This window comes from Pseudomonas abieticivorans, assembly GCF_023509015.1.
GTDB lineage: Bacteria > Pseudomonadota > Gammaproteobacteria > Pseudomonadales > Pseudomonadaceae > Aquipseudomonas > Aquipseudomonas abieticivorans.
This window is the reverse complement of record NZ_CP094975.1, coordinates 3,091,169-3,108,900: the sequence shown is the minus strand read 5'-3', so window position 1 is coordinate 3,108,900 and position 17,732 is coordinate 3,091,169. Positions and strand designations below refer to the sequence as shown.

13 protein-coding genes and 2 pseudogenes are annotated in these 17,732 nt (G+C 60.9%); 13 read left to right on the top strand and 2 right to left on the bottom strand.

Annotated features, from left to right (window positions below):
• The first annotated feature begins 4 nt into the window (after window positions 1-4).
• From L9B60_RS14110 to rarD, 7 genes and pseudogenes are all read left to right on the top strand, one after another.
• Complete coding sequence (locus L9B60_RS14110) at window positions 5-769, top strand: TOBE domain-containing protein (protein ID WP_249679418.1); 765 nt, start codon at window positions 5-7, stop codon at window positions 767-769.
• A 108-nt stretch (window positions 770-877) separates the two neighbouring features.
• A pseudogene (gene tssD, locus L9B60_RS14105) lies at window positions 878-1,257 on the top strand (type VI secretion system tube protein TssD); the annotation flags it as partial.
• Window positions 1,258-1,290: 33 nt separating this feature from the next.
• Window positions 1,291-1,569: pseudogene (locus tag L9B60_RS30565) on the top strand (DUF4225 domain-containing protein); the annotation flags it as partial.
• Window positions 1,570-2,064: 495 nt separating this feature from the next.
• A complete protein-coding gene (locus L9B60_RS14100) occupies window positions 2,065-2,475 on the top strand; it encodes a hypothetical protein (protein WP_249679417.1) in 411 nt (136 codons plus the stop codon).
• A gap of 312 nt (window positions 2,476-2,787) precedes the next feature.
• Entirely contained in the window at window positions 2,788-4,671 is a 1,884-nt protein-coding gene (locus L9B60_RS14095) for a PhoX family protein (RefSeq protein ID WP_249679416.1), read from the top strand.
• A 78-nt stretch (window positions 4,672-4,749) separates the two neighbouring features.
• Window positions 4,750-5,724 (top strand): serine/threonine protein kinase, encoded by a 975-nt coding sequence (locus L9B60_RS14090; RefSeq protein WP_249679415.1) that lies wholly within the window; start codon window positions 4,750-4,752, stop codon window positions 5,722-5,724.
• A 101-nt stretch (window positions 5,725-5,825) separates the two neighbouring features.
• Window positions 5,826-6,713, top strand: coding sequence for an EamA family transporter RarD (rarD, locus tag L9B60_RS14085; protein WP_249679414.1), 888 nt, complete (start codon window positions 5,826-5,828; stop codon window positions 6,711-6,713).
• A 44-nt stretch (window positions 6,714-6,757) separates the two neighbouring features.
• Here the strand turns inward: rarD and L9B60_RS14080 are convergent, their stop codons facing one another.
• Window positions 6,758-7,276, bottom strand: a complete 519-nt coding sequence (locus L9B60_RS14080; protein WP_249679413.1) for a glycine cleavage system transcriptional repressor — start codon at window positions 7,274-7,276, stop codon at window positions 6,758-6,760.
• Between the two features lie 439 nt (window positions 7,277-7,715).
• Here L9B60_RS14080 and L9B60_RS14075 point away from each other — a divergent pair, with 439 nt between their 5' ends.
• Window positions 7,716-9,893, top strand: a complete 2,178-nt coding sequence (locus tag L9B60_RS14075) for a malate synthase G (RefSeq protein WP_249679412.1) — start codon at window positions 7,716-7,718, stop codon at window positions 9,891-9,893.
• A gap of 108 nt (window positions 9,894-10,001) precedes the next feature.
• Here L9B60_RS14075 and L9B60_RS14070 read toward each other — a convergent pair whose 3' ends face one another.
• On the bottom strand, window positions 10,002-10,445 hold the full coding sequence (locus tag L9B60_RS14070; protein WP_249679411.1) for a response regulator: 444 nt from the start codon (window positions 10,443-10,445) through the stop codon (window positions 10,002-10,004).
• A gap of 312 nt (window positions 10,446-10,757) precedes the next feature.
• On the opposite strand from L9B60_RS14070, the gene L9B60_RS14065 reads away from it, so the two are divergent.
• From L9B60_RS14065 to L9B60_RS14045, 5 genes are all read left to right on the top strand, one after another.
• Window positions 10,758-12,695: a putative nucleotidyltransferase substrate binding domain-containing protein gene (locus tag L9B60_RS14065; protein ID WP_249679742.1), complete on the top strand. Its 1,938-nt coding sequence runs from the start codon at window positions 10,758-10,760 to the stop codon at window positions 12,693-12,695.
• Window positions 12,692-13,399 (top strand): 3'-5' exonuclease, encoded by a 708-nt coding sequence (locus L9B60_RS14060; protein ID WP_249679410.1) that lies wholly within the window; start codon window positions 12,692-12,694, stop codon window positions 13,397-13,399. The genes L9B60_RS14065 and L9B60_RS14060 overlap by 4 nt, the downstream gene beginning before the upstream one ends.
• Window positions 13,400-13,608: 209 nt before the next feature.
• The gene (locus L9B60_RS14055) at window positions 13,609-14,127 is read left to right on the top strand and encodes an RNA polymerase sigma factor (protein WP_249679409.1); all 519 of its coding nucleotides are present in this window, start codon (window positions 13,609-13,611) and stop codon (window positions 14,125-14,127) included.
• The gene (locus L9B60_RS14050) at window positions 14,124-15,104 is read left to right on the top strand and encodes a FecR domain-containing protein (protein ID WP_249679408.1); all 981 of its coding nucleotides are present in this window, start codon (window positions 14,124-14,126) and stop codon (window positions 15,102-15,104) included. Before L9B60_RS14055 ends, L9B60_RS14050 begins: the two co-directional genes overlap by 4 nt.
• Before the next feature lie 109 nt (window positions 15,105-15,213).
• Window positions 15,214-17,652 (top strand): TonB-dependent siderophore receptor, encoded by a 2,439-nt coding sequence (locus tag L9B60_RS14045; protein WP_249679407.1) that lies wholly within the window; start codon window positions 15,214-15,216, stop codon window positions 17,650-17,652.
• Window positions 17,653-17,732 lie beyond the last annotated feature (80 nt).

Here is a 17,732-nt window from a genome sequence, read left to right as displayed (position 1 = left end):
CCCCATGCCGATTTCCGCCCTGCTGACCCAGTACATTGCCCGCCGCCCGCAACGCATCGCCCTGCTGCAGCACATCGCCGAGCAAGGTTCCATTACCCGCGCCGCCAAAAGCGCCGGGCTGAGCTACAAGGCCACGTGGGATGCGATCGACGAACTGAACAACCTCACGCCCAAGCCGTTGGTCGAGCGTGCGGTCGGCGGCAAGGGTGGCGGTGGCGCCAAACTTTCAAGTGAAGGTGAACGGGTGTTGCGCCTGTACCTGCGCCTGCAATCGCTGCAAGCCCAGGTGCTGGAAGCAGCCGAAGAAGCCGGCGACCTCGACCTGCTCAGCCGCCTGATGATGCGCACCAGTGCGCGCAACCAATTGCAGGGCCGCGTCAGCGCCATCGTCGCCCAAGGCCGCAATGACCTGATCACCCTGGACCTGGGCGGCGAGTACGCCCTCACCGCCCAGATCACCCATGAGAGCACCGTGCAGCTTGAGTTAGAGGTGGGCAGCGAAGTAGTGGCGTTGATCAAGGCCGGCTGGTTGGAGTTACATGGCCCGCACGAAACTTGCCCGGCGCAGCACAGCGGGCTGCTGGGGCAAGTCGAGCAGATCATTACCGACCTCCAAGGGCCGAGCGAAGTGCGGATCGGCTTGCGGAACGGGCAGACGTTGTGTGCATTGGCGGACGCGGCGCGGGTTGATGAGTTGCGCCTGCAAGCGGGTGGCAGGGTGCTGGTTTCTTTCGCACCTGGGTATGTGTTGCTGGGGACGCCTTTGTAAACCGGCATACAGGCGATGCATCCTACAAAAAATCGGGAATCGGCTGATTTAGTTTCTTGATATTGGTCTGTAAGTTTCGCGATTACACATTTTTCGGATGATCTCGCGATGGCCAACCACGGCTACATGACCATAACGGGAACGACTCAAGGGCTTATTTCCGCGGGGTGCTCCACTCAGGACTCCATCGGTAACAAGTGCCAGGTCGAGCATCGTAACGAGATCATGGTGCTGTCCTTGACTCACAACATGGCCAACATCGGGAACGTCCATCGCTCTACCATTACCCCATCATCATCACCAAACACATCGATGCAGCCTCCCCACTACTGGCCCAAGCCTTGGCGAACAGGGGAGAGTTGCACTGCAAAATCTCCTTTTATCGAGTTTCCGAGTCCGGCGGCCGAGAAAAGTACTACACCATTGAAATCTCAGGTGGCCAGATCGCCAACCTCAACGTCGACATGCCCAACAACGTCTATGAGAACGGACAAAATCTAATATAGCGTCGTTCGAATGCACAAGGCTTTTTGAGAAAGGGTTATCAGCATGTTTCCAAAGCGCTTGGAAGAAGTGAGGCTGAGGGTAATATAGCTTATGGGGCAATTGACTTAGGAATGTCAGGGTATGGGCTACTGCGGGGCGTTATAAAACCTGAAAGCTGGCGCCTATTTAGGCACATACAACAGGACTATGTGCGCGGTTATAAAGCGATGGGGGAGATTTCGCTGCTCGTGGAAAGCTTCGGAAACGCAGCAACAATCATATCAATGCACGACGAGCTGAACAATGATAAGTGACAACCCGACCACCATTTATGCTATCTACTGCACCCTCTCTTTGGTCACGTTCATTGCATGCAGAACAGTTTCCAATTTTTCATCAGGCCCTCGCCCAACTTTTCGCTGGCCGCTCGCTAGCATTCTGCTTTCTTTTTTTTGCGGAACTGCACATATAAACATAGCAAAATTTGGAAAACCCTTATTCCTTGCCGAATATTTTTATTCTTTCGCAGACGACGAACTTATCCGCTGGACAGCATTAATAGCAGCAGTCTTTCAATGCAAATGCTTCCCCTCCGATAAAAAGCCAACACATTGGTTTTTTCGAAATAAAAAATACATGCCATAGCGAAACTGCCGGGGCAGCGTGCTCATGGCTTAAAAATTGATATCTGAGATTTTTCCTACAGCACTCTCGGACGTAGCTATCTGTCACCCTCACCTCCCGCACCCTATAGTCATTCCGTCGTTTCCAAATTAACGACCGGGCGTGCAAACCCGTGCTGCAGTGCTATGGCGCTTGATCTGTGCAACAGGCATATTTATGCCTGTTGTTCAGCTATGGTGGCTGTGCGCGGGAGACCTGCGGGTCTGCCGACTCTGGAGCTCGGTTTTGCACACCTGCGCACAGCCGCCACCCATCATGTGCAAATGATGCTGGCGGATCATTTAATGCTCCGGAAAAACATCATGAATGAACTAAATACTGCAACCCCAATCCTCCTTATCAACCCCAGCGCAACCCCTCGCGACCTGATCGAATTCGCCGACCGCCGCTTCCAAACCATCCGCAACCTGATGGGAAGCCTCTCCTGCATGAACACTAGCTTTGCAGAAGGCAAAGACCTCAGCGCTGTAGCCGATGTGGCTTATCAACTGTTGCATGAGGGGTGTGAAGCTCTGGCGGTGGCGCAGAATACGTGAGCCTCCAGCGCCTCGTCGGCTTTGTCGATGTTGTTTGCCTTCGTGAACACGCCCTGTAGGATGAACCTGCGAAAAAAATCGTTGAATATAGGCAGACGCCTTCGCGGATAAATCCTACAGAACGGTGGCATGTAGGAGCGGATTTATCCGCGAAGCAGACGACGCAACCTGCCTAACAAACCGCAGTGGCCTTTTCGCGGATAAATCCGCTCCTACAGGGCCTGCTGAAGAAGGTATTGCCAAATATGTACTGCAACCAATCCGTCACAACCACCGATTAGCGTCACCTGCCTAACCGCAGGGAGCCTGATCATGCAGCTATTAGAAGAAAACCAAACCACCGACCTTGAACAGATGGTTGGCCTCAGCCGTCGTAAATTCATTGGCGCCGGTGCGCTGTTCGGCGCAGCAATGTTTCTGGGTGGCGGCACATTGAGCCGCAGCGCGCTGGCGGCGGTCGTCAGCCAAAGCCCGTTGCTGGGCTTCGATCCGATCGCCGCCGCTACCGCCGACAGCATCAGCCTGCCGCCCGGCTACAAGGCCCAGGTGTTGATCAGTTGGGGCCAACCCCTGCACAAGGGCGGCCCCGCCTTCGACCCCAGCGGCCAAGGCAGCGCGCAAGACCAGGAAGCCCAGTTCGGCGACAACAACGACGGCATGAGCCTGTTCCCGTTCCCTGGCGAGCCCGACCGCGCACTGATGGCAATCAACAACGAATACACCAACTACCGCTACCTGTACGCCCATGGCGGCGCGCCGCAGTCGGCCGAGGAGGTGCGCAAGGCCCTGGCCTGCGAAGGCGTATCGGTGATCGAGGTACAGCGCAAGGGCGGCCAGTGGCAGTTCGTGCAGGGCTCGCCCTACAACCGACGCATCCACGGCAACGCGCCGATCACGGTCAGCGGCCCGGCAGCCGGCCACGACCTGCTCAAGACCGCCGCCGACCCCAGCGGCACCCACGTGCTGGGCACCTTCCAGAACTGTGCGAACGGCAAGACGCCATGGGGCACCTACCTCACCTGCGAAGAAAACTTCACCGACTGCTTCGGCAGCAGTAACAACGCGCAAGCCTACGATGCCGCGCAAAAGCGCTACGGCGTGACAGTTGCCAGTAAAGATGTGAACTGGCACCCCCACGATCCACGTTTCGACATGGCCAAGAACCCCAACGAACTGAACCGTCACGGCTGGGTGGTGGAAATCGACCCGTTCGATCCTAAATCCACACCAATCAAACGAACGGCCTTGGGCCGCTTCAAGCACGAAAATGCCGCCCTGGCGCAAACCGCCGACGGTCGCGCCGTGGTCTACATGGGCGATGATGAGCGCGGCGAGTTCATCTACAAGTTCATCAGCCGCGACGCCATCGCATCCGGCAAGCGCGACCTGCTCGACCATGGCACGCTGTACGTCGCCCGTTTCGACGCCGGCGACAACAACCCTGACCGGCCCAAGGGGCGCGGCGAATGGGTCGAACTGACCCACGGCAAACACGGCCTGGACGCCAGCAACGGCTTCGCCAGCCAAGCCGAGGTGCTGATCCATGCACGGTTAGCCGCCAGCCACCTGAAGGCCACGCGCATGGACCGCCCCGAGTGGATCGTGGTCAGCCCCAAGGACGGCCAGGTTTATTGCACCCTCACCAACAACATCAAGCGCGGCGAGGAAGGCCAACCGGCCGGCGGCCCCAACCCACGGGACAAGAACGTCTACGGGCAAATCCTGCGCTGGCGCGAGTCGGCAGGCGACCACGGCGCCATGACCTTCAGTTGGGACTTGTTCGTGGTGGCCGGCAATCCTCTCGCCCACCCCGGCAACACCAAGGCGGGCTCGGCCAATATCACCGCGCAGAATATGTTCAACAGCCCCGACGGCCTGGGTTTCGACGACGCCGGGCGCCTGTGGATACTGACCGACGGCGATGTCAGCAACACCGGCGACTTTGCTGGCATGGGCAATAACCAGATGCTCTGCGCCGACCCGCACAGCGGCGAGATCCGCCGTTTCATGGTTGGCCCGGTGGGCTGCGAGGTCACGGGCATCAGCTTCGCCCCCGACCACAAGACGCTGTTCGTTGGCATTCAGCACCCTGGCGAAAACGGCGGTTCGACCTTCCCCGAGCATTTGCCGGGCGGCAAACCCCGCTCTTCGGTCATGGCCATCAGCCGCGAGGACGGTGGCGTGATCGGCACCTGATCGCAGTGCCCCTTTAACGCTGCGTCTGCGCTACCATGGGAGGCCGGACGCGGCAGCCTGCTGCGCGCAGGAGTGAGCATGTCCCACCCGTTTGCAACACTGACACCCGATCTGGTCCTCGATGCCGTCGAAAGCATCGGCTTTTTGAGCGACGCCCGCGTCCTGGCGCTCAACAGCTACGAGAACCGGGTTTACCAGGTTGGCATCGAAGATGCCGAGCCACTGATCGCCAAGTTCTACCGCCCTGCGCGCTGGACCAACGAGGCGATACTGGAAGAACACGCCTTCACTGCCGAGCTTGCCGACTGCGAAGTGCCGGTGGTCGCGCCCATGGTGCACAACGGCGCCAGCCTGTTCGAGCACGCGGGCTTTCGTTTCACGCTGTTCCCGCGCCGCGGTGGCCGCGCGCCAGAGCCAGGCAATCTCGACCAGCTGTATCGGCTGGGCCAACTGCTCGGCCGCTTGCATGCCGTGGGCGCCACCCGCCCGTTCGAGCACCGCGAGGCACTGGGCGTGAAGAACTTCGGCCACGATTCCTTGGACACCCTGCTTGAAGGCAACTTCATCCCCCGCAGCCTATTGCCGGCCTACGAGTCCGTTGCCCGTGATGTGCTCAAGCGCGTGGAGCAGGTGTACAAGGAAACCCCGCACCAGAACATCCGCATGCACGGTGATTGCCACCCGGGCAACATGATGTGCCGCGACGAGGTATTCCATATCGTCGACCTGGACGACTGCCGCATGGGCCCGGCCGTACAGGACCTGTGGATGATGCTGGCCGGTGATCGCCAGGAATGCATGGGCCAGTTGTCGGAACTGATGGATGGCTACAGCGAGTTCCACGACTTCAACCCTCGCGAACTGGCGTTGATAGAACCCCTGCGCGCCCTGCGCCTGATGCATTACAGTGCTTGGCTGGCACGCCGTTGGGACGACCCGGCGTTCCCCCGTAGCTTTCCCTGGTTTGGCACCGAACGCTATTGGGGCGACCAGGTACTGGCCTTGCGCGAGCAACTGGCGGCACTCAATGAAGAGCCCTTAAAGCTTTTCTAGGAGTTGCTGCAAGCCATACGCCATACGCCATACGCCAACCTGCACTTACTTGAAGCTCGTAGCTTGAAGCTTCAAGCTGCTCCACCTTCTAAGGATTTTGCATGCAAGCCGCCAACCCGCGTCGCGGGTACATTCTGGGCCTCACGGCCTACATCTGCTGGGGTCTGTTCCCGCTCTATTTCAAAGCCATCCAGGCGGTGCCGGCGGTGGAGATCATCGTCAGCCGGGTGCTCTGGTCGGCGTTTTTCGGCTCACTGTTGCTCGTGGTCTGGAAACACCCCAACTGGTGGCGGGAACTGCGCGACAACCCGAGTCGGCTGGCGATCCTGGCCGGTAGCGGGTTGCTGATCGCGGCCAACTGGCTGATCTACGTGTGGGCGGTAAACAACGGGCGCATGCTTGAAGCGAGCCTGGGTTACTACATCAACCCGCTGGTGAACGTGTTGTTGGGCATGCTGCTTTTGGGTGAGCGCTTGCGGCGCATGCAGTGGGTGGCCGTGGCGTTGGCCGTGATTGGCGTTGCGCAGCAGATCTGGCACGTGGGCAGCCTGCCCTGGATCTCCCTGGCACTGGCACTGACTTTTGGCTTCTATGGGCTGATCCGCAAGCAAGCACCCGTCAAGGCGCTGCCGGGGCTGGTGGTGGAAACCTGGATGCTGGTGCCCGTGGCGATTGTCTGGTTGGCGCTGAACACCGAAGCGCAAAGCGCCCAGCCTGAGTTCTGGAGCAGCGCGCAGGGCTTGCTGTTGATGTTGGCGGGGCCCATCACCCTGGTGCCGCTGGTGAGCTTCAACGCCGCGGCCCGGCACTTGCCCTACACCACGCTGGGCTTTCTGCAGTACCTGGCGCCGACTCTGGTGCTGTTGCTGGCGGTAACCTTGTATGGCGAACACCTGACGGCCAGCAACCTCACGGCATTCCTATTCATTTGGGCCGGGCTTGCGGTGTACAGCGTCGATGCGTGGTTGAGCTTGCGCAGCAAGCGCTGATACCCCTCCACGCCGACTCCCCTGTGCAGGAGCGGCGTATTGGCTCAAGCATCCGTACGCAACACCAACTCCACCATCAAATCATCCGCCAAGGTTTCCAGCCGCGCCTGCAACTGATCCAGAGGCAGGTTCAACGGCACCCCCAATACAGCCTCGGCATGGAACAGCGGCTCGCTGCTCATCGGTGCCGGGCGCACGTCAGTGACCAGGCGCTCGACATTGACGCCCTGCTCGGTCAGCAAGCGGGTGATATCACGCACGATGCCAGGCCGGTCGTTACCGATCAGCTCCATGGCAATGGGTTTCCAGGTACACGCCTGCTCGATACCGCTCTCGGCGATCAGCACCCGGATGCCATGGTCGGCCAGGCCGTGCAGCGCCCCCACCAATTCCTCATAGGTCTCGTTAGGCACTGCCACCCGCAAAATGCCGGCGAACTGCCCGGCCATGCGCGACATGCGGCTCTCCAGCCAGTTGCCATTGTGCTCGGCGATGCATTGGGCGATGCGTTCGACCTGCCCTGGTTTATCGGGCGCGAAAACCGTCAATACCAAATGATCCATGCTGCCGCCCTCTTGTTATGGTGGCCCGTCTAAGCTGATGGGCTTGGGATCGGGAAAGTATAGGCAAGGCTTGGCCACACGCCTGAATCGGCCATTCGGAACAAAATCTGTATACGGTTTTTGTATTTATATGGAACAATTGGTCGATCCCTTGGAAACATCAGGTTCGCACTGTGACTGAGCATCCCATTTCAGTCGCAGAAGGACGCTTTTAGTCTGATTTTCACAACCGCAAATCATCATGTAGTATGCCGCAGCGCGGACTACATAATGCTGAATCGATGTCTGCCGAGGCGCCGGTGAAAATATGCAAAGCTTGCCCGCACATGCAGGCAAGCGAGCCCAGCCGCCCTTGCGGGCACGTTCTGGCAGCATGTTCAAAGCAGCGCGACAGGCTTTAAATAGAAGAGCTGAATAGCTGAGCAGAGTGAGGCAAGCAATGACTGAACACGTTCAAGTCGGTGGCCTTCAGGTCGCCAAAGTCCTGTTCGACTTCGTGAACAACGAAGCCATTCCCGGAACCGGCCTCAACGCCGAACAGTTCTGGGCCGGGGCGGAAAAGATCATCAACGACCTCGCTCCAAAGAACCGGGCGCTGCTGGCCAAGCGTGACGACCTGCAGGCGCAAATCGACGCCTGGCACCAGGCGCGCAAGGGCCAGGCCCACGATGCTGCGGCTTACAAAGCCTTCCTGCAAGACATTGGTTACCTGCTGCCAGAAGCAGCGGATTTCCAGGCCACGACGCAAAACGTCGATGACGAAATCGCCCGCATGGCCGGCCCACAGCTGGTTGTGCCGGTGATGAACGCCCGTTTCGCCCTCAACGCTTCCAACGCCCGCTGGGGCTCGCTGTATGACGCCCTGTATGGCACCGATGCCATCAGCGACGCTGGCGGCGCGGAAAAAGGCAAAGGCTACAACAAGGTCCGCGGCGACAAAGTCATCGCCTTCGCCCGCGCCTTCCTCGACGAGTCGGCCCCGCTGGCGGCCGGTTCACACGTCGACTCCACCGCGTACAAAATCGTCGACGGCAAGCTGGTGGTCGCCCTCAAGGGTGGCAGCAACAGCGGCCTGCGCAACGACGCGCAACTGATCGGCTACCACGGTGACGCCTCGGCACCCACCGCCGTACTGCTGAAAAACAACGGCCTGCACTTCGAAATCCAGATCGACGCCAGCACCCCGGTCGGCCAAACCGACGCGGCCGGCGTGAAGGACGTGCTGATGGAAGCCGCCCTGACCACCATCATGGACTGCGAAGACTCAGTCGCGGCCGTGGACGCCGACGACAAAGTGGTGATCTACCGCAACTGGCTGGGCCTGATGAAGGGCGACCTGGCCGAAGAAGTGGCCAAGGGTGGTGCCACCTTCACCCGTACCATGAACGCCGACCGCAGCTACACCGCGCCCAAGGGTGGCGAGGTCAGCCTGCACGGCCGTTCGCTGTTGTTCGTGCGCAACGTGGGTCACCTGATGACCATCGATGCCATTCTCGACAGCCAGGGCAACGAAGTGCCAGAAGGCATTCTCGACGGCCTGCTGACCAGCCTGGCGTCGATCCACAGCCTGAACGGCAACAACACCCGCAAAAACAGCCGTACCGGCTCCGTTTACATCGTTAAACCGAAGATGCACGGTCCGGAAGAAGCCGCGTTCACCAACGAGCTGTTCGGCCGCATCGAAGAAGTACTGAACCTGCCGCGCAACACCCTCAAAGTCGGGATCATGGACGAGGAGCGCCGCACCACGGTCAACCTCAAGGCCTGCATCAAGGCCGCCAGCGAGCGCGTGGTGTTCATCAACACCGGCTTCCTGGACCGCACCGGCGATGAAATCCACACCTCCATGGAGGCCGGCGCCGTGGTGCGCAAGGCCGCCATGAAAGCCGAGAAGTGGATTGGCGCCTACGAGAACTGGAACGTCGACATCGGCTTGAGCACCGGCCTGCAAGGCCGCGCGCAAATCGGCAAAGGCATGTGGGCCATGCCCGACCTGATGGCGGCGATGCTCGAACAGAAAATCGCCCACCCACTGGCCGGCGCCAACACCGCCTGGGTACCGTCGCCGACGGCTGCCGCGCTGCATGCGCTGCACTACCACAAGGTCGATGTGTTTGCCCGTCAGGCAGAACTGGCCAAGCGCGAGCGCGCATCGGTCGACGACATCCTGACCATCCCGCTGGCCAAGGACACCAACTGGTCGCCGGAAGAAGTACAGAGCGAGTTGGACAACAATGCCCAGGGCATCCTCGGCTACGTGGTGCGCTGGATCGACCAGGGCGTAGGCTGCTCCAAGGTGCCAGACATCCACGACGTGGGCCTGATGGAAGACCGCGCCACCCTGCGGATTTCCAGCCAACTGCTGGCCAACTGGCTGCGCCATGGCATTGCGACCGAGGAGCAGATCCTGCAAAGCCTCAAGCGCATGGCTCCCGTGGTAGACCGCCAGAACGCCAACGACCCGCTGTACCGCCCATTGGCGCCAGACTTCGACAGCAACATCGCCTTCCAGGCGGCGGTCGAACTGGTGATCGAAGGCGCCAAGCAACCCAACGGTTATACCGAGCCGGTGCTGCACCGCCGTCGCCGTGAGTTCAAGGCCAAGAACAGCCTGTAACCCACAGCACCCCGTGTAGGAGCGGATTCATCCGCGAACGGCGCGCCGCGGTCTTCCTGAAGAGCCGCAGCGTACCTTTCGCGGATGGATCCGCTCCTACCGTGTTATTTAGTTAAGCCCCAGTTCTTTTTTCGCCAGCTTCACCAGCTGCGCGCTATCGATCGGCTTGAGCAGAAAGTCCACCACGCTCAGGTGCATCGCTTCAATTGCGTCCTTCACCCCAGCATCCCCCGACATGATGATGATCGGCAAGGCCACACGGTCCGATTCGCGAATGCGGCGGATCAATTCCAGGCCGTTGACCGGGTGCATGCGCAAGTCGGTAATCAGCAAACCAATCGAGCGATCGACCGCCAGCCGCCCGAGCGCCGCTTCTGCGCTTTGCTCGGTCACGCAGGCTACGCCGTGCCAGTTGAGGATCTCGCACAGCAGGTTGAGCGAATCGCGGTCGTCATCGACCAACAAAGCCTGCAACGCCGGCAACTCCGGCGCCTGCATGGCCTCGCTCAATGCCGCACGCTCGGCATCGCTCAGGATATCTTGGTCGGGCATATGCCTCTCATTATGAAAAAACCAACGGGATCCATAGTTTCAGACCACGGCGATATGATTTTGCCACTGCAGTTCGTCGGTTGGTGGAGCGAATGGCAGCATGATGCTGACGAAATCGGCGATCTAGAAGCTTTTTTTATCGCTCGACGCATTTTTCAATCCGTTGCGAGTAGACGTGTAGCCTGCTACACATTTTCCAGCCGACAACGATGCATCCGATACATCGGGCAAGGCGTTTAGACTTACGTCCAATGGGCACTCAGGCCCCAGGGGCCGACCATGGCTGACGACAAGAACAATGCGGTATCGGTAATGAGTAAAGCGGACGCCTTCGCCCAGGCAGGGAAAACAGCGGTGCTGCAAAATATCCAGGGGACCTTGCAGTTCCTCCAGCGTTTTGCGCCCTTCAACAAGATGGAAACCAGCCACCTGGCGTTTCTGGTCGAGCAGTGTCAACTGCGCTTTTATGCGGCTGGGGAAAGCATCATCAAGCCCAGCGACGGGCCCATCGAGCACTTCTATATCGTCAAGCAGGGCCGCGTGGTTGGCGAACGCCAGCATGTCACCCGCCCCGGCACCGAAACCACCTTCGAGATCGCCAGCGGCGAGTGCTTCCCGCTGGCCGCCCTGCTGGGCGAGCGCGCCACCCGCACCGAGCACCTGGCAGCCGAAGACACCTTCTGCCTGCAGTTGAACAAGCCGGCGTTCATCAAGTTGTTCGAGTTGAGCGAGGCATTTCGCGATTTCGCCCTGCGCGGTGTCAGCAGCCTGCTCGACCAGGTCAACCAACAAGTACAGCGCAGCGCAGCGCAAACCCTGGGCAACCAGTATTCGTTGAACACCCGGTTGGGCGAGCTGGCCATGCGTCACCCGGTTACCTGCAGCCCGCAAACGCCGTTGCGCGAGGCGGTGGCCCTGATGCACGAACAGCAGGTGGGCAGCATCGTCGCGGTGGACGCGCACAAAGCCCCGCTGGGGATTTTCACCCTGCGCGACCTGCGCCAGGTAGTGGCCGATGGCTGCAGTGATTTCAACCAGCCGTTGCAGCAGCACATGACGCAATCGCCGTTTGCCTTGAGCCCGGATGCCAGCGCCTTCGATGCCGCCATCGCCATGACCGAGCGGCACATCGCCCACGTCTGCCTGGTCAAGGACCGGCGCCTGTGCGGCGTGGTATCGGAGCGCGACCTGTTCTCCCTGCAACGAATCGACCTGGTGCACCTGGCCCGTACCATCCGCACCGCTGGCCGCCTGGAAACCCTGGTATCGCTGCGCGGTGAAATAAGCCAGCTGGTCGAGCGCATGCTCGCCCACGGCGCCTCGTCGACGCAGATCACCCAGATCATCACCCTGCTCAACGATCACACCGTGTGCCGGGTGATCGAGCTGACCCTGCAAGACAAGGGCGACCCGGGCATACCCTTCAGTTGGCTGTGTTTCGGCAGCGAAGGGCGCCGTGAGCAAACGCTGTACACCGACCAGGACAACGGCATTCTGTTCGAGGCGCGTGACGCCGCCCATGCCGCCGAGATACGCGGCAAGTTGCTGCCCATTGCCCACCAGATCAACCAGGCGTTGGCGCAGTGTGGTTTCAGCCTGTGCAAAGGCAACATCATGGCCGGCAACCCTGAGCTGTGCCTGTCGCGAGCCGAATGGGCGCGGCGCTTTTCGGCTTTTATCCGTGAGGCAACGCCGGAGAACCTGCTGGCCTCCAGCATTTATTTCGACCTGCGGGTGGTGTGGGGCGACGAACAAGGCTGCGAGCAACTGCGCCGCAGTATCCTCGAGCAGGTGGCTGACAACCGTCTGTTCCAGCGCATGCTGGCCGAAAACGCCTTGCGCCAACGCCCGCCGGTGGGGCGTTTTCGCGAGTTCGTACTGACTCGCAAGGGTGGCGACAAAGCCGCCACCCTCGACCTCAAGGTGCAAGGCCTGACCCCCTTTGTTGATGGTGCGCGGCTGTTGGCCCTGGCCAACGGCATCGATGCCAACAACACCCTGCAGCGCCTGCGCCAACTGGTGGCCAAGGAAGTCATCGACAAGCTCGATGGCGCGGCCTATGAAGAGGCATACCACTTTATCCAGCAAACCCGCATGCAGCAGCATCAGGTGCAAATCCGCGAGAACCGTCCCTATTCCAACCGGGTCGACCCCGACAGCCTTAACCACCTGGACCGGCGCATCCTGCGCGAATCGTTGCGCCAGGCTCAGCGCCTGCAATCGAGCCTTAGCTTCCGGTACCAGCTATGAGCCTGTTCGCCTGGCTGCGCCCGCCCGCCCCGGCCCTGGACCACGGCCAACAACAGCGTCTGCAAGCCTTGCAACCCTGCAAGCCGGGGGCCGTGCACAGCCTGCGCGAACAGCGCTGGGTGGTGCTGGACCTGGAAACCAGCGGCCTGAACGTGAACCGTGACCAGGTGCTGTCGATTGGCGCCGTGGTGATCGAGGACGGCGCCATCGACTTGTCGCAGCAATTTGAATGCACCTTGCAGCAAACCGATCACAAACTCAGCCCCAGCGTGCTGCTGCATGGCCTGGGGCCCAGCGCCCTGGCAGCCGGCACCGAACCCGTCGAGGCGTTGCTGGCGCTCATGGCGTTTGTGGGGGACAGCCCCATCCTAGGGTTTCACGCGCCCTTCGATCAGCGCATGCTGGCCCGCACGCTGAAAACCCACCTGGGCTACCGCTTGGAGCATCGCTTTATCGACCTTGCCCAATTGGCCCCCCTGCTCAACCCCGACGTGACCCTGCGCGAAGCCGGCCTGGATGACTGGACCCGGCAATTCGGCCTGCAAGCCGACGAGCGCCACAACGCCAGCGCCGATGCCTTGGTCACCGCCCAATTGGCCTTGATCCTGTTCAGCCAAGCCCGACGCCAGGCCCTGGACAGCCCGTTACAGATCGAGCAACGGCTGGGGCAGTGGCAGCGGCGCCAGCAAGCGCAGCCTTACTAGGTCGCCCGTAGGAACGGATTTATCCGCGAAAAAAACACCATGGTTTATCAAGCAGACCGGGTTGGCTGCTTCGCGCATAAATCCGACTTACCGACAGCAGTGATGTCAGGAAACATTTCCCCGATAAGCGTCGATTGCACGTTCGATGACGCTCTGCCACAATCGCGAATAATTCTCGTTAGTTTAAACGCATTCAATCGGGGAACACCGTGTCGTCAGTCCAGAGCCTTAACAGTGAGCTGGTGGGGGCGCTTTATCGCGACCATCGCAGCTGGCTGCTTGCCTGGCTGCGGCGCAACATTGCCTGCCCGCACCGTGCCGAAGACCTGAGCCAGGATACCTTCGTGCGCCTGCTGAACCGCGACCAGTTGAGCACCCCCCGCGAGCCCAGGGCCTTTTTGGTAGCAATCGCCAAGGGCCTGTTATTCGACCACTTCCGCCGCGCAGCCTTGGAGCAGGCTTACCTGAACGAGCTGATGCTGATCCCGGAAGCCGAACAACCTTCGCCTGAACAACAGCAATCGATCCTGCAAGACCTGCAAGCCATCGACCGCCTGCTGGCCAAATTGTCGAGCAAGGCACGCGCCGCCTTCCTCTATAACCGCCTGGAAGGCCTGGGCCATGCGCAAATTGCCGAGCGCCTGGGCGTCTCGGTGCCACGCGTGCGGCAATACCTTGCCCAGGGCATGCGCCAGTGCTACGTCGCGCTGTACGGCGAACCGACATGAATGCGTTCAGTTCCAAACCGGTTTCGGCACGCGTGCTGGATGCCGCCATCGCCTGGCAGCTGTGCCTGGACTGCGGCAATGGCAGCCCGGTGGAGCGCGCCGAATTCGACAAGTGGTACGCCGCCGACGAAGAGCACGCCCGCGCCTGGATGCAACTGGGCATGCTCGACCAACGCTTCAAGATCGCCCCGGGGCCGGCGCGCAAGGCGTTGCTGCAACGGCGCTCGGGCGCGCGCAAGCTGGGCGGCGGCCTGGCCAGCATCGTGCTGCTGGCAGGTGTTGCCCTGCTGGCCGGCACCCGGGTATTGCCGGTGGACTACTGGTTGGCCGACGAGCGCACCGCCACCGGCGAACAACGCACGCTGAACCTGGATGACGGCACCGTGATCAAGCTCAACACCCACAGTGCCGTGGACGTGCGCTTCGATGACAAACGCCGGCTGATCGTGCTGCAGGAAGGCGAAATTTTCGTCGAGACCGGGCACAAAAATAACGACGCCAGGCCGTTTTTGGTGCAGACCGAAGACGGTAGCCTGCGCGCCCTGGGCACCCGCTTCCTGGTACGGCGCGAAGACCAAGGTACGCGCTTGAGCGTGCTTCAATCCGCCGTGGCGGCCCATGCCCAAGGCAGCAACAACGAGCAGGTATTGCACGAGGGCCAACAGGTGCTGATGCATCGCAATGGCCTGGACCTGGCCAGCGCCCTGCCCCCCGGCGCCGACGCCTGGACCCGCGGCATGCTGGTGGTCGACAACGCCCGCCTGGCAGACCTGGTCAAGGAGCTGGGACGTTACCGCAGTGGCCACTTGGGCGTGAGTGCCGAGGTGGCCGACTTGCGCATCACCGGCAGTTTCCCGCTCAACGACACCCAATTGGCGCTAACCGCCCTACTGCCGACGCTGCCTGTGCAAATCCAGCAGCACACCCCGTGGTGGGTGACTGTGGCGGCCAAAGTTGCGCCCGCCAAAACGCTCTGAAACGCATTCCCGATTCTAAATCTAAATTATTTTCGATCAGCCCTATCACTTTTCGATTCTCATCCGGCACCAAGGCAATTGCGAAATATTCCCTTTCAGGAGCCGCTCCATGTCCCGCGCCATCCATTCCTTCTTGCGCCCCAGCCTGATGGCGGTTGCCATTGCCATGGCCGTACCGTTCGTCGGCGGCACCGCCACTGCGGCGGAGCAATCCAGCAACGTGCGCAGCTACAACCTGCCAGCGGGACCTCTGGCCAGCACCCTCAACCAGATCGCCAGCCAAGCTGGCCTGACACTGGCCATCGACCCATCGCTGGTGGCGGGCAAACGTTCGGCACCAGTCAGTGGCCAAATGGACACCGTCAGCGCGCTGAGCAAGGCGCTCGGCGGCACGGGCCTGCAATTGCAGCAAAGCGGCGCCGGCACCTACAGCCTGGTCGCAGTGCCGGAAGGCAGCCTGGCCTTGCCGGAAACTTCGATCAACGCCAACAGCACTTCCGAAACCGCCTGGGGCCCGACCCAAGGCTACCTGGCCACCCGCACCGCCGCTGGCACCAAGACCGACACCGCGCTGGTCGAAGCACCACGCTCCATTTCGGTGGCCACCCGCGAGCAGATGACCGACCGCAACGTGCACAGCATTGATGACGCCGTGCGTTACATGCCCGGCATCGTCGCCAGTAGCTACGGCAGCGACACCCGTTACGACTGGATGCGCGTGCGCGGTTTCGAACCCACCCAGTTCCTGGACGGCCTACCCCTGCCCAAGGGCGTGTACGCCAACCCGAAAATGGAAACCTGGAACCTCGACCGCCTGGCCCTGCTGCGTGGCCCGGCTTCCTCGGTATACGGCCAAACCCCGCCGGGCGGCTTGCTGGACATGGTCAGCCGCCGCCCCAGCGAAGAAACCAGCCACGAGATCCGCGTGGAATACGGCAGCGACAACCACCGCCAGATCGATTTCGCCAGCACCGGCAAGATCGACGACGAAGGCCAGTTCCTCTATGGCATCAGCGGCGTGGTGCGCGACAGCGACACGCAGGTCGACCACATCGAAAACAAGCGCTACAACATCGCCCCCAGCCTGACCTGGAACATCGACCCGGACACCAAGCTGACCTTCCTCAGCCAATTCACCCGCGACGATACCGGCGTGACCAGCCAGTTCCTGCCGATCCAGGGCACCAAGATCAAATCCTCGCTGGGCGAAATCTCGCACCACAAGAACCTCGGCGACCCGGACTACGACTTCTACGATCGCACCTACTACTCGCTGGGCTACGCGTTCGAGCACCGCTTCAACGATACCTGGCAGTTCCACCAGAACCTGCGCTATACCAAGTCGGACCTGGCGTTCCAGACCACCACGGTCAACAGCTACATTCCCGGCCTGGCCGGCTACACCCTGGACGCCAACGGCAACCTGGGCCGCAGCACCACCAATGTCGATGAAGACATCAGCCAGTTCGCCCTGGACAACAACTTCCAGGCCGACTTCGCCACCGGCGACATCAGCCACACCGTGCTGATCGGTGCCGACCTGCAGCGCATCAACAGCAACTACCTGTCGATATTCGGAAGCGCCTCCAGCATCAACGTGTTCAACCCGGTCAATACCACGGTCAACACCCGCCCCGCCCGTTCGACGGCCTATTACGACTATGACCAGAAGACCTACCAGACCGGCCTCTACCTGCAAGACCAGATGGCCCTGGACAAGTGGCGCCTGACCTTGGGCGGTCGTGAAGACTGGGTACACGTGGGCACCAAGTTTTTCAACAAGGACGATGCCACCAATACCGAGCGCAACAAGAAATTCAGCGGCAACGCGGCCGTCAGCTATGTGTTCGATTCCGGCTTCGTGCCGTACCTGTCGTACGCCGAGTCGTTCCAGCCGGTCAGCGGCGCAGATGCATCCACCACCCAGACCTTCAAGCCAACCGAAGGCCAACAGTGGGAACTGGGCATCAAGTACCAACCACCGGGCAGCAACACCTTGCTCAGTGCGGCCGTGTATGAGCTGACCCAGAAGAACGTATCGGTCAACAACGTGGTCAATAACATCACCGTCACCAGCCAGACTGGCGAAGTGAAAGTGAAGGGCCTGGAGCTGGAAGCGGTTTCCGACGTAACCGAAAACCTCAAGCTGATCGCTTCCTACACCCTGGCCAAGTCCGAAGTGCAGGACGGCACCTACAAGGGCAACCGCCTGCAACTGATGCCCAACCAACAAGCGGCCCTGTGGGCCGACTACACCTGGCACAGCGGTTTGCTCGATGGCTTCGGCGTAGGCGGCGGCGCCCGCTACACCGGCAACACCTACGGCGACCAGGCCAACACCTGGCTGGGCAAGGCCGACGCCTACACCGTGTTCGACGCCACCCTGCACTTCGACCTTGGCCGCCTGGGCACCAGCCTCAAGGGCGCCTCGGTGGCACTGAACGCCACCAACCTGTTCGACAAGGACTACATCTCTACCTGCGACGGTTACTACTGCTACTACGGTGACCAGCGCAGCATTGTCGCGAGCGCTACTTACAAGTGGTAATTGCCTGACGTTTTACGCGTAAACACCATGGCCGTCCTGGGCTCTGTACGAAATGTGTTCCAGCGAAGGTCAGGCAAGGC

Excerpts from the sequence above, each read along its gene's own strand:
- L9B60_RS14110 (WP_249679418.1), top strand. The coding sequence starts at position 5 with ATGCCGATTTCCGCCCTGCTGACCCAGTACATTGCCCGCCGCCCGCAA.
- L9B60_RS14100 (WP_249679417.1), top strand. The coding sequence starts at position 2,065 with ATGGCGCTTGATCTGTGCAACAGGCATATTTATGCCTGTTGTTCAGCT.
- L9B60_RS14095 (WP_249679416.1), top strand. The coding sequence starts at position 2,788 with ATGCAGCTATTAGAAGAAAACCAAACCACCGACCTTGAACAGATGGTT.
- L9B60_RS14090 (WP_249679415.1), top strand. The coding sequence starts at position 4,750 with ATGTCCCACCCGTTTGCAACACTGACACCCGATCTGGTCCTCGATGCC.
- rarD (WP_249679414.1), top strand. The coding sequence starts at position 5,826 with ATGCAAGCCGCCAACCCGCGTCGCGGGTACATTCTGGGCCTCACGGCC.
- L9B60_RS14080 (WP_249679413.1), bottom strand. The coding sequence starts at position 7,276 with ATGGATCATTTGGTATTGACGGTTTTCGCGCCCGATAAACCAGGGCAG.
- L9B60_RS14075 (WP_249679412.1), top strand. The coding sequence starts at position 7,716 with ATGACTGAACACGTTCAAGTCGGTGGCCTTCAGGTCGCCAAAGTCCTG.
- L9B60_RS14070 (WP_249679411.1), bottom strand. The coding sequence starts at position 10,445 with ATGCCCGACCAAGATATCCTGAGCGATGCCGAGCGTGCGGCATTGAGC.
- L9B60_RS14065 (WP_249679742.1), top strand. The coding sequence starts at position 10,758 with ATGAGTAAAGCGGACGCCTTCGCCCAGGCAGGGAAAACAGCGGTGCTG.
- L9B60_RS14060 (WP_249679410.1), top strand. The coding sequence starts at position 12,692 with ATGAGCCTGTTCGCCTGGCTGCGCCCGCCCGCCCCGGCCCTGGACCAC.
- L9B60_RS14050 (WP_249679408.1), top strand. The coding sequence starts at position 14,124 with ATGAATGCGTTCAGTTCCAAACCGGTTTCGGCACGCGTGCTGGATGCC.
- L9B60_RS14045 (WP_249679407.1), top strand. The coding sequence starts at position 15,214 with ATGTCCCGCGCCATCCATTCCTTCTTGCGCCCCAGCCTGATGGCGGTT.